Below are 12,035 nucleotides of genomic sequence, written 5' to 3' on the forward strand. Positions count from 1 at the left end.
TTCGAAGGAATACGATGCTGACGACTACGACCTCCGCCCCCGCCACGCAGACGGCGCGCTACCCCTCGCTGGCCGGCAAGGGCGTGTTCGTGTCTGGTGGCGGCACGGGCATCGGCGCGGCGCTGGTGGAGGCTTTCGCCCGGCAGGGTGCGAAAGTGATGTTCGTGGACATCGCCGCCGAGCCCTCCGAGGCACTGGTCGCGCGTCTGGACGGCGAGGTAGATTTCGCGCCCCGCTTCGCGTGCGGCGATCTCAAGGACCTCAATTTCGTCAAGGAGCAGGTAGGTGCCGCTCATGCCGCTTTAGGTGGGCTTCAGGTTCTCGTGAACAACGCCGCCAACGACGACCGCCACGCCATCGCCGACGTCACTCCGGAGTACTGGGACGAGCGCATGGCGGTGAACCTGCGCCACCTGTTCTTCGCCGCGCAGGCCGCAATCCCCCATATGGAGCGGGCCGGCGGCGGGGTTATCCTGAATTTTGGCTCGATCAGCTGGCACCTCGCCCTCGACCAGCTCTCGCTCTACCAGACCGCCAAGGCCGGGATCGAGGGCATGACCCGCGCTATGGCCCGCGAACTGGGCGAAAAGGGCATCCGGGTCTGCGCGCTCGTCCCCGGCAACGTTCAGACCCCTCGTCAGGAGAAGTGGTACACTCCCGAAGGCGAGCGCGAAATACTCGATGCGCAGTGCCTCAAGAGCCGTGTGCAGCCCGCCGACGTGGCGGCACTAGCGCTCTTTCTCGCCTCGGACGATGCGCGGATGTGCACCGGCCACGAGTACTTCGTCGATGCCGGCTGGCGCTGACATGACCGCCATTCCGCAAGTCGCGGCAGAAGTGGGCGCGATGCTCGGCGAAGGCCCGATCTGGGACGCAGGCCGGGGGTGTCTGTGGTTCGTCGACATCAAGGGACACAAGCTCCACCGCTTCGATCCTGCCACCGCCAAGGTGCGCGAATGGGCCGCGCCCGAGGAGCCGGGCTGGGTCATCCCGCTCGCCGACGGTGCGTTGATGGTCGGCGCAAGGGACGGCGTTCACCGCTTCGATGCCGACGCCGGAGCGTTCGAACTGCTGCATCCCGTCGAGCCCGACATGCCTGGTAACCGTCTTAACGACGCCGCCATACACCCCGACGGCTCGGTCTGGTTCGGCACCATGGACAACGCCGAGGAAGCGGCGACCGGCGGTTACTACCGGCTGGCCGGCAAGGAATGCACCGCGCTGGATGCTGACGCGATGGTCATCACCAACGGACCCGCCTTTTCGCCGGCCGGTGATACCGCTTATCTTGTCGATACGCTTGAACGGGCGATCTTGGCAGCGCCGGTCGGACCGAACGGGCTTCCCGGCGAAGCGCGGCTGTTCGCGCGGTTGCCAAAGGACATGGGCCATCCCGATGGGCCGGTGGTGGACAGCCAGGGCACGGTCTGGGTCGGCCTGTTCGGCGGCTGGGGCGTTGCCCGTTTCGCCCCGGACGGCACGCTGCTCGGCCGGGTCGAGTTTCCCGTCGCCAACGTCACCAAGATCGCCTTCGGAGGCGCGGACCTGCGCACCGTTTACGCGACCACCGCGCGCAAGGGCCTGACCGACGCAGAGCTTGCGGACCAGCCCCATGCTGGGGATCTCTTCACTTTCGAGGTTGAAGTTCCCGGGCTTCCCCCTAGCCATCCATTGTACTGAAGAGAGCCGCAACATGGCCATGCACGGAAGAGGATCCAATCGAATGAGTGAAGTTGAGGACGGGGCAGGCGATGGCAAGGTGAACCTCGCCTTCGTCGCCATGATCGTGATCGTGGCGACCATCGGCGGCTTCATGTTCGGCTACGACAGCGGCGTGATCAACGGCACGCAGGACGGGCTCGAAAGCACGTTCGGCCTTTCGGCGCTTGGCACAGGGCTGAACGTCGGCGCGATCCTGCTAGGGTGCGCGGTGGGCGCATTCGTCGCGGGACGGCTGGCCGACGTCATCGGGCGGCGCACGGTCATGATGATCGGCGCGGGCCTGTTCGTCATCAGCGCACTGGGAGCAGGCGCGGCGGGCAGTTCGCTGGTGTTCATCATTGCGCGTTTCGTTGGCGGCGTCGGCGTCGGCGCCGCCAGCGTCCTTGCCCCGGTCTACATCAGCGAGGTCACGCCGGCAGCCATCCGCGGCCGGCTCGCCAGCCTGCAACAGATTATGATCATCACCGGCCTGACCGGAGCCTTCGTGGCGAACTACGTGCTGGCGAAGAACGCGGGCAGCAGCACCGATCCGCTCTGGCTTGACCTGCCGGCATGGCGCTGGATGTTCTGGATGCAGGTGATCCCTGCGGTGATCTACCTCGTCGCCCTGATGATGATCCCCGAGAGCCCGCGGTTCCTCGTGGCGCGGGGCCGGGATGCCGAGGCGCTGACGATCCTGACCCGCATCTTCGGAGCGGCGCGCGCCGCGACCATGGTGTCGGAAATCCGCGCCACGCTGGCCGCAGACCATCACCGCCCAAAGTTCTCCGACCTCAAGGACCCCGCTACCGGCCGCCTGCGCAAGCTGGTCTGGGCGGGCATCGGCATCGCCATCTTTCAGCAACTCGTCGGCATCAACATCGTGTTCTACTACGGCGCCGTGCTGTGGCAGTCGGTGGGTTTCAGCGAGAGCGACGCGCTACTCATCAACATCCTGTCGGGCTCGCTCTCGATCCTCGCCTGCCTCGTGACCGTAGCGCTGATCGACAAGCTGGGCCGCAAGCCGCTGCTCCTCGTCGGTTCGGCGGGCATGGCGGTGACACTGGCGACGATGGCGGCGTGTTTCGCCAGCGGCACTTTCGTGGACGGGCACCTGACCCTCTCCGACGATGTCGGCGTGATCGCGCTGATCGCGGCCAATGCCTACGTCGTGTTCTTCAACGTCAGCTGGGGTCCGGTCATGTGGGTCATGCTGGGCGAGATGTTCCCTAACCAGATCCGTGGTTCGGCGCTGGCGGTCTCCGGCTTTGCCCAGTGGATCGCCAACTTCGGCATATCGGTGAGCTTCCCCGCCATGGCCGCAGGACTGGGGCTGCCCATTACCTACGGCTTCTATGCCCTGAGCGCGTTCCTCTCGTTCTTCTTCGTGCGCGCAATGGTGCAGGAAACGCGGGGCCGGACCCTGGAGGAAATGGCAGGGTGAGCGAGCGGCTGATCCTGCGGCGGGGAGGGGCGGAAGTTTCGCTTCTGCCGCAACTTGGCGGCGCCGTCGGTGGATTCTCGGTCGGTCGGCGGGACATCATGCGCCCGACCCCCGGCGATGCGACGGATCCTCTGGAAACGGCCTGCTTCCCGCTCGTGCCCTACGCCAACCGTATCGCCGGGGGGCGTTTCACGTTTGCCGGAACCTCGCATGTGCTGCTCTCCAGCCATCCGGTCTTTCCGTATCCCATCCACGGGCTCGGCTGGGTAAAGCCTTGGGCGGCGGCGGAGCAGGGCGGGGCCAGCGCCGTCCTGGCCTGCTCCCACGCGGCCGACGAGCACTGGCCCTGGGACTGGTCAGCCACGCAGCGGTTCGACCTTGCAGACGATGCCCTGCGGATATCTCTCGAACTGGTGAACACCTCTGACGAGGCCATGCCGGCAGGTCTCGGCCTGCATCCCTATTTCGTGCGTAACCCAGACGACGTGCTGCAGTTCGAGGCCGCCGGTCTCTGGGAGGGCGACGAGACGTTCATTCCGGTCCGGCGCTTGCCGGCAGATGCGCTGGGAGATTTCGCGGCGGGCGCTGTGCCGTCGCCCCGGTCGCTGACCGACAACTGCTATTTCGGATGGACGGGAACCGCGCGTTGGGGCGACGGCATCGCACTGGAGGCGCGGGGCTCGAGCTTCCTGCATGTCTTCGCGCCGCCGGGGGAGGACTTTGTATGCCTGGAACCGACCAGCCAGATGCCCGATGCTCTCAACCGACCGGACTTCGCGGCCGCGGGCGGCACTGTCCTCGCGCCCGGCGCGACGCAGGTGCTGGAGCTGGAAATCAGCGTGCGCGGCTGACCGCGCCGCCTCTCAACCGAATCCGACCGTCCGCGCCCACGCGCGCCAAAGTTCGGGCCAGACCTCGATCGGCTTGCCGATCGCGCGGCGCAGGCCAAAGCCGTGTCCTCCGTTGGCGAAGAAGTGCGCCTCCACCGGAATTTTTCGGGCCTTGAGCGCGGCGTGCAGGCGCACCGTGTTCTCGGCCGGGACCACATCGTCATCTTCCGCGTGGAGCAGAAAGTGAGGCGGGGCGTCGGCCGGCACGTTGCGGTCGGGTGAGTGCGCGGCTTCCATCGCCGTCGTCGGCGCGGTCCCGAGCAGCAGGTCGCGTGAGCCGGGATGGGCGATCGCCGGGTCCATGCTCACCACGGGATAGATCGGTGCCGCGCAGAACGGCTTGGCGGAGAGCTTGTCCGCCGCATCGACGGGCTCGTAAACCCTTGCGGCGAAGCGCGCACCCAGGTCGGCGCACACATGCCCGCCTGCAGAAAAACCCATCGCGGCAACCCGCTCGGGATCTATGGCGAACTCGCGTGCGCGGTGGCGGATGAGGCGCATGGCGCGCTGGGCGTCGGCGAGGGGAGTGTCGGCTCCGCTCGACCAGCCTTCGCCGGGCAAGCGGTAGAACAGCACGAAGGCGGTGAAGCCGCGGGCGGTAAGCCAGCGGGCGATCTCGTAGCCTTCCTTGTCGACGACGATCCATTTGTAGCCGCCGCCCGGCGTGATCATCACGGCGGAACCGTTGGGCCGGTCGGGGCGGAAGACGGCCATGCGCGGGCGTGTCACGCCGTAGACGGCGCGGTCGGTGACGAGCGCATCGGCGGAGCGTTCGTTGACGGTCTCGGTGAGGGAAGAGGCAAGGCTGGCGGGAGGCCCCTTGGGCCACAGGTCGATAGTCTCGGTCGGCTGCGGCAGGCCAGGAGGCAGCGCCTTTGAGGCCATGGGCGGAGCGGTCTGCGCGCCCGCCCGCGAGGCCAGGCCGGCAGCGGCTAGGGAGCCGGCGATGAGAGTCCTGCGATCGAAATCCAAGGAAGGTCCCCGTGCTGCCGGTGCTGAAAAAGGAAAGGCCAGAAAAGAACGGGCGTGACCTGCGCAGGTCACGCCCCAGGAGGAGGAGGGATCAGATTTTCGCGCGGGCGCCGAAGAGGATCGTGCGGCCGAAGTGGTTGTTCTCGTAGTTGCGGTTCGCGTAGATGTCGTTGGTGCGGTAGCGGTATTCGTCGGTCAGGTTGTTGCCGTCGATCGACAGTTCCAGCCATTCGGTCGCCTTGTAGCGGATCGCCGCGTCGACGCTGGTATACGAACCGTAGCCCTCGAAGATGTTGCCGGTCGCGCTCGTGGCATCGCTGAATGGGCCACGATAGCTGACCGATCCGCGGATGCTGAACTTGCCGTCGTCGTAGTAGACCGTGGCATTCCAGGCCCGCTTCGACACGCCCAGCAGGGTGTTGTTGTAGATCGCCGACACGCCGGTAAGGCCGCAGGCTCCCGTGGTTGCATTGCGGGTGCAAGCCGAGACAGCCGGTCCGGTGATCTGGTAGTCGGCGCTGCTGTCGATGAAGGTGGCGTTGCCCTGGAACCCGGTGTGGCTCAGAATACCTGGCAGGAACGTGAAGGGAAGCTGCAGAGCCACCTCGACGCCCTTCAGGGTCGCGCCCTGGCCGTTGATTTGCGACGAGACGACGTATTCCTGGTTAGGATCGTAGTTGATGTAGGCGGGCGTGCTCTGGCCCAGCACATCGCGGCCGAGGCCGAGCTGCGGCAGCGTGGCAACGTAGGTGCCGGCGACGGGGAAACTCTCGATCTTCTTGATGAAGCCTGCAACTGAGAACAGAGCCTGTGGAGCGAAGTACCATTCGACAGAAAGGTCGAAGTTGGTGGCGCGGTAAGGATCGAGGAACGGGTTGCCGAAGTTGACGCGGTAGTTGAAGCCATCGACCGAACCGCCCGGGTTGAGGTTCGACAGTGCCGGACGAGTGATGACCTTGGCCACCGCGCCGCGCACGATCACGTCGGGGTGCGGGTAGAATGCAAGGTTCATCGACGGCAGCCAATCGTCGTAAGTCCGCTCGACGGTCGCTGCCACGCCGGCGGTGTAGCCGGTCGAGGTCTGCTTGGTATGAGCGAAGCGCATGCCGGCGTTGCCCGCATACTCGAGTCCGAAGATCTCGCCCTTCACGTCGAACTGCACGTAGCCGCCCGAGGTCGTCTCGCGCACCTTGCGGTTGTTGCCGAGGTCCTCGATGGCGGTGCGGCCATAAAGCTTGGTATACTCGGCCGCGTTCGCGATGTTACCGACTAGGTAGGAGTTGGTGTTGCCGTCCGGCTGCCCGGCGTCGCCGAGGTTGATCAGGTCGGAAATGTCCGAGGTCACTGGCAGGCCGTAGACGTTCGCCGAGCAGGTCACGACGCCGAGGATCAGGTCGCGCGTACCGTTGGCACCGCACGCGGCAGTGTCGCGCTGGAACAACTGGGTGCGGAAGTCGTACTGGCGCCACACCGCACCGGCCTTGACGGTGAAGCCTTCGGTCAGGTCCCATTCGGTGCGCAGCTGACCGGTCTTGAACTTGTTCTTCACGTAGGACGGACGGTCGCGAATTTCGGCGAGCTGGAAGTTCGCCGGGTTGGTCACGTCGAGGCCGTAGTTCAGCACCGGCGACTTCATGTCCGAATAGTCGTAGCTGAAACCGTTGGCGTTGCGGTTGTCGTAGGCGATCGTGGTCTCGACCGGGATGTCGGCGTTCGACTGCGAGAAACCGCCCAGTGCGGTGAAGCGGAACGTGTCGGTGACGTCCTGGTCCCAGGTCGCGCCGATCTGGTAGAATTCGGTTTCCGACTTGCGTAGGTAGCTTTCGGTGCGGACGTAGGCATTGTTGAACGTCGCGCTGATCATATTGCCCTTATCGTCGTAGACAGGGTCCACGACGTTGAAGCGGCGCTCGTTCGAACGGGCGAGCACTTCGAGCCACTGCTCGGCGCGGTCTTCCTTGAACGACGAATAAAGCCCGTCAATCGAGATCTTGGTGCGGTCGGTCGGCTCGAATTGGATAGAGCCGGTCAGGCCGAGACGGCGGCGGTCATGCTCAACCACACCGTAGCGCGGGATGCGCGGGTGGAACGACAGCGAGGCCGCGTCGCAGGTCGCCGAGGGGCGGTAGCTGCCACCTGTGCTGACCGGAGCGCCGCCCGTAGCACCGGGAACCGAGTAGAAGCATGGGTTGCCGTCGACCGAGTTAAAGTAGGCCTGGGCCCAGCGGACCGAGTTGTTGCCGGTTTCAAGCGTGTCGGTGTGCGAATAGGCGGCCGAAATGTTGGCGCCCAGCGTGCCGGCCTCGTTCTTCCACGAAAGCAGGCCGGCGATGCGCGGGCCGACGTTGTCCGACAGGTCGTTGTACGAACCTTGCACGTTGAGCACGGCGGTGAGCCCGGTCTTGCCTGCGATCGGGTTGCCGGTGTTGAGATCGACGACGGCGCCCAGCGAACCTTCGTCGAGGCTGGCTTCGGCGGTCTTGTGGACGACGAGGCTGCTGAACAGCTCGGATGCGAAGACGTTGAAGTCAAAAGCGCGGTCGCGGTTGGCCGAGGCGCCGTCCGAGCTGGTCGCGATCGTCTCCAGGCCGTTGACGCGCACGCGGGTGAACTGCGCGCCGAGGCCGCGAACCGTGATCGCGCGGCCTTCGCCGCCGTCCTTCTGGATCGAGATGCCCGGGATGCGCTGGAGCGATTCCGCCAGGTTCTGGTCAGGGAACTTGGCCATGTCCTCGGCGACGACCGCGTCGACCGCCGATATCGACTCGCGCTTGACGTTCAGCGCGGCCTGCAGCGACTGGCGGAAGCCGGTGACGACGATCTCGTCGGCAGTGTTCGTATCGACGGCTGCAGCATCGGTGTTGGCTTCGGCCGCAGCATCAGTTGCGGTGCCGGTCGTTCCCGTGGCGTCCTGTGCGAAAGCCGCGTGCGGCAGGGCCAGTGCGCTGCCGGCGAACAGCGCGGCCTTCAAAAGCGTAATTCCTGAAACATGCTGGCGCATGGCAACATCCCCTCACGGCCTGAACCGGCCAATTGATACCGGTGTCAGAAAGGAGCGTGGCTACGCGCGCTCTGTTCCGGCACCTCTTTGCTCCCGCCCCCCTGGAGGGGCACACAGACGATCTCCAAATCGCCCAACCGGCTCCAAAGATCGTCCTTGCGACCAGTGGTAACCGGTGTCATTAATTAGTGCCGCAGGGAGGTCGCCCTGTCAAGAACCTGTGCCATTGGGAGATCGGCAGTGAGAATCGGAAGGCTGACAAGCCAAGTTCTTCTTACTTTTTCGGCGCTTACCCTCGTTCCCGGCGCCGCCAGCGCGCTGCCTTCCGATCCGACACAGGGCGGAGACGGGGGCCGGATCATTCGCGTCACGACTCTGGACAAGGACGGCCCCGGTTCGCTCCAGGCCGCGATCGAGGCGAAAGGCAAACGCGTCGTCGTCTTCGAAGTGGGCGGCGTGATCGACCTCGGGCGCTCGATCCTCGACATCGAAGAGCCGTACCTGACCATTGCCGGCCAGACTGCACCGTCGCCGGGCATCACGATCATCCGGGGCGGCATCGATCTCAAAGGTCACGACGTCAAGATCAGCCACATCCGCGTGATGACCGGCGTCGACGGGCAGGCCAAGCTCTCGGGCTGGGAGGCTGACGCCTTCTCCACCGTCGCCGCACACAACGTCGTGGTCGAGCACTGCAGCTTCCTCTGGGCTCTCGACGAGAACATGTCGACGTCCGGTCCGCGCTTCACCGGCAAGACCGTCAAGGAATGGCGCGCCGCCACCAGCCACGACATCGTGTTCCGCGAGAACATCGCCGCCGAAGGTCTCGCCGACGCCAGCCATCCCAAGGGCGAGCACTCCAAGGGCACGCTGATCCACGACAATGCCACCAACATCACGCTCTATCGCAACCTCTACGCCCACAACATGGAGCGTTCGCCGCTGGTGAAGGGCGGGGCGCAGGTGCTGATGGTCAACAACATGATCTACGATCCGGGCCACCGCGCGGTGCATTACAACCTCATGAACCTCGAGTGGGAGGGGCACGACTACGTCACCGGCGAGATCACTGCGGTGGGCAACGTCATGCGCGCCGGCAACTCGACCGCGGCCGGCCTGCCGTTCCTGACGCTCGGCGGCGACGGCGACCTCGCCTACTACGGCAAGGACAACCTCAACGTCGACCGCTGGGGCAACCCCGCCCCCAACTTCGGCCGCTACGGCGTGACCAAGGCGAAGCTGATCGAGAAGACCGCCCCGCTCGCCCCGCTCACCGGGCTCGAGGTCATGCCCGCCGCCGACCTCGAGACCAGCCTGCTCGCTTCGGTGGGCGCGCGGCCCTGGGACCGGGCGCCCGACGACATCCGCGTGCTGTTCTTCGTCGCCGAAGGACGCGGCGAGATCATCGACGACGAGAAGGTCGTCGGCGGCTATCCGCACCCCGCGCCGACCCAGGCCGCCTTCGTCGAGAAGGACTGGAACCTCACCGCCATGACTCCGAAATCGGGCCGATATCCCGGCCAGAAGGCGGGCGCGCAGGAGAAACTGTCGGCGCGCGACAAGGAAATGCGCGAAGGGGCGGCCAAGTGATCGCCGTCTTGCTCCTCGCGGCGGCGGCGACTGCCGCCCCGCCGATGGCGGTCATCGACGAGCGCGACACCGTGCGGGAGGAAGCCCCTCCCCACGGCGAGATCGGGATGAGCACTGCCTACCGCATCTCCGACGCCGCCCCGGCGCCGCGTACCATGGAGTTTCGCCGCCGCGTGCTCCACGTCGGCGCGGCGATCGGCGAGCATCCGATCGCCCACGACGAGGTCTATTACGTCCTTTCGGGCGAAGGCGAGGTCGTGTCGGACGGCAAGCGCGCCGCGCTCAAGCCCGGCATGACGGCCTACCTCTACGACGGCGCCGTGGTGGGCATCTGGCAGAAGGGCAAGGCGCCGCTGTCGCTCATCATCGCCTACCCCAACCCGCCCAAGGCGAAGTAGTCCGGCTGCGCAAGGCGACACAGGTTTACACGCTTTACACGGTCCAGAGGAAAAAGGTGTCGCCTTGAGCGCGGAAAGTGTCGCCTTGCGGGTGACAGGTGTCACCCTGCGCCCCGGAAGTGTCGCCTTAGGCGCGGAAAGTGTCACCTTGCAGGTTACACATGTCACCCTGCGGCGGCCGCACGTCGACACCTGGCGGAGCGCGGCGCTGTACAGACAGGAATGGGCAGGCGGGACCATGGTGCGACCATACCGCGCCGCGCCGCGTGTAGGAAAGCGCCTCTCCCGCCGTCACGGGATCATGAGAACAGCGCCCAGCCCGCGACGGCCCCGGCCGCGAGGATGGCGGGCGTTACCCACGCGCCCGTGATCCGCCACGCCGCCGCCAGTGCCACCGCGAACAGCGCCGTCCCCGCAGCCGGAGCCGGCACTCGCACCCAGGTCGCGTAGCCGAGGTGCAGGAAAGTCCCGGCGATGATCCCCACGACTGCTGCCGCGATGCCTTCCAGCACCCGGTGCAAGGCGGGGTTTTCGACGATGGCCTCCAGCCTCTCGAACAGGATGAGCGAAAACGCGAAGGCCGGTAGGAACATGCCCGCCGTGATGGCCAGCGCCCCGGCCAGGCCGCCCACGACATAGCCTACGAAAGTGGCGAAGATCACCAGCGGGGCGGGCAGCACGCCGGCCAGCGCAATCCCGTCGAGGAAGGTGGCATCACCGATCCATCCGCGCCCGACCGTGTCCGCGCGGACGTAGGGAATGGCGGTATAGGCCCCGCCGAACGTCAGCATCCCCCCTTTCAGTCCCGCCGAGAACAGGGCGAGCGAGGTGACCGAAGCGCCCGTCGCGGCGCGCGGGCCAACGGTAGGCACGGCGAACAGGTGGATGGCGGCCGCCAGCGCGAGGGCCACGACCAGAATCAGCGCCGTCGCCGCGGGACGATGCGACAGCGCGTAGGCGAGCCCGCCCGTCACCAGCGGTATCCAGAAGGGCACGTCCACGAGCGTTGCGGCGAGACTGGCCAGCGCGATGACGCCGAGCAGCCAGTTCTCGACGATGTGCTGCCCGATCCGCACCACTGCGCGCCCGATCACGGCGAGCACGACGACCTGTACGCCCAGCAGCGCCCCCGCGAGGTGGGCATCGCCGACCACGAAACCGACGTAGAGCCATCCGGCAAGCAACGTCAGCGCGAGCCCCGGCAGCATGAAGCCCAGCCCGGCAAGCAGGCCGCCGATCCGACCGCGCGCGATCATGCCCAGATGCACGCACAGCTCGTGCGCCTCGGGTCCGGGCAGGACCTGCAGCACGGCGAGCAGGCGGTTGAACCGCGCCTTGCCGATCCACCGCTCCTCTTCGACCAGCGCCTGCCGCAGCATCGCGATCTGCGCCACCGGCCCGCCGAAAGCGAGCACACCGAAACGCAGGAATTTCAGGAAAAGCGCCATGAGGGTGATCGGCGGCGGCCCCGGCTCCCCGGACGGCATCGCGGCAGTTTCCATCGTCATTCACACGCTCCCCTTGCCGCAGTCGCGGCAGATGGAGCGGACTTGGACGAATACCGTCTGAACGGGCGTCCGCGCCGGCCCGTTGCGGCTGTATCGCCTCGCAGGCGGTGCGAAGTCAACGGCTTCGCGCGACGAGTGAACCGGATGTTGGGCCGGCAGGTTACTCCCCGTTGCAGACATTCGACAGCGAGTGCAGAATGACTTTACCACGGAGCACTTTGCGTGAGTGAGCAAGCGCAATTGGACCGTTCGGCGGCCTTACGGGTCAGCACGCAAATCATAGTGACCGTTTCGCTTTCGATTTTTCTGTCGCTGATCGCGTGGAAAATGGAGTTGAAATCCATTGCGAATTTGACGTGGCTGTTAGTGGCCCCGCTAATCATCGCATGCCGATGCAACGCTGGGACGGCGCGAACGAAAATGGCTGTGCTGTTGCCGGTTGCGTCTTTCATTGGAGTCGGCGTGGCAGCGACGCTGATCGGATTCCCATAACGTCGGTTGGCGGCTTCCCATCTGTGGACGCCCCAAAAG

10 protein-coding genes are annotated in these 12,035 nt (G+C 66.0%); 6 read left to right on the forward strand and 4 right to left on the reverse strand.

Going from position 1 to position 12,035, the window contains the following annotated elements:
* Positions 1-14 precede the first annotated feature (14 nt).
* Genes PMI02_RS02915 through PMI02_RS02930 form a run of 4 tightly spaced genes read left to right on the forward strand, consistent with a single transcriptional unit; the run spans position 15 to position 3,996 of the window.
* Entirely contained in the window at positions 15-806 is a 792-nt protein-coding gene (locus tag PMI02_RS02915) for an SDR family NAD(P)-dependent oxidoreductase (RefSeq protein ID WP_007678468.1), read from the forward strand.
* Between the two features lies 1 nt (position 807).
* A complete protein-coding gene (locus PMI02_RS02920) occupies positions 808-1,680 on the forward strand; it encodes an SMP-30/gluconolactonase/LRE family protein (RefSeq protein WP_036501981.1) in 873 nt (290 codons plus the stop codon).
* Positions 1,681-1,723: 43 nt separating this feature from the next.
* Positions 1,724-3,145, forward strand: a complete 1,422-nt coding sequence (locus PMI02_RS02925; protein WP_007678470.1) for a sugar porter family MFS transporter — start codon at positions 1,724-1,726, stop codon at positions 3,143-3,145.
* The gene (locus PMI02_RS02930) at positions 3,142-3,996 is read left to right on the forward strand and encodes an aldose 1-epimerase (protein WP_007678471.1); all 855 of its coding nucleotides are present in this window, start codon (positions 3,142-3,144) and stop codon (positions 3,994-3,996) included. Before PMI02_RS02925 ends, PMI02_RS02930 begins: the two co-directional genes overlap by 4 nt.
* Before the next feature lie 12 nt (positions 3,997-4,008).
* Here PMI02_RS02930 and PMI02_RS02935 read toward each other — a convergent pair whose 3' ends face one another.
* Complete coding sequence (locus PMI02_RS02935; protein WP_007678472.1) at positions 4,009-5,007, reverse strand: alpha/beta hydrolase; 999 nt, start codon at positions 5,005-5,007, stop codon at positions 4,009-4,011.
* A gap of 91 nt (positions 5,008-5,098) precedes the next feature.
* Positions 5,099-8,008, reverse strand: a complete 2,910-nt coding sequence (locus tag PMI02_RS02940; RefSeq protein WP_007678473.1) for a TonB-dependent receptor — start codon at positions 8,006-8,008, stop codon at positions 5,099-5,101.
* Positions 8,009-8,248: 240 nt separating this feature from the next.
* Here PMI02_RS02940 and PMI02_RS02945 point away from each other — a divergent pair, with 240 nt between their 5' ends.
* Together PMI02_RS02945 and PMI02_RS02950 are read left to right on the forward strand one after the other, a co-directional pair.
* A complete protein-coding gene (locus tag PMI02_RS02945; protein WP_007678474.1) occupies positions 8,249-9,598 on the forward strand; it encodes a polysaccharide lyase family 1 protein in 1,350 nt (449 codons plus the stop codon).
* Positions 9,595-9,996, forward strand: coding sequence for a cupin domain-containing protein (locus tag PMI02_RS02950; protein ID WP_007678475.1), 402 nt, complete (start codon positions 9,595-9,597; stop codon positions 9,994-9,996). Before PMI02_RS02945 ends, PMI02_RS02950 begins: the two co-directional genes overlap by 4 nt.
* Before the next feature lie 299 nt (positions 9,997-10,295).
* On the opposite strand, the gene chrA is transcribed toward PMI02_RS02950, so the two are convergent.
* Complete coding sequence (gene chrA / locus PMI02_RS02955) at positions 10,296-11,504, reverse strand: chromate efflux transporter (protein WP_007678476.1); 1,209 nt, start codon at positions 11,502-11,504, stop codon at positions 10,296-10,298.
* A 203-nt stretch (positions 11,505-11,707) separates the two neighbouring features.
* A partial coding sequence (locus PMI02_RS27840) for a hypothetical protein (RefSeq protein WP_007678477.1) occupies positions 11,708-12,035 on the reverse strand: 328 nt, incomplete at its 5' end.

Origin of the sequence: Novosphingobium sp. AP12, assembly GCF_000281975.1 — a bacterium.
GTDB lineage: Bacteria > Pseudomonadota > Alphaproteobacteria > Sphingomonadales > Sphingomonadaceae > Novosphingobium.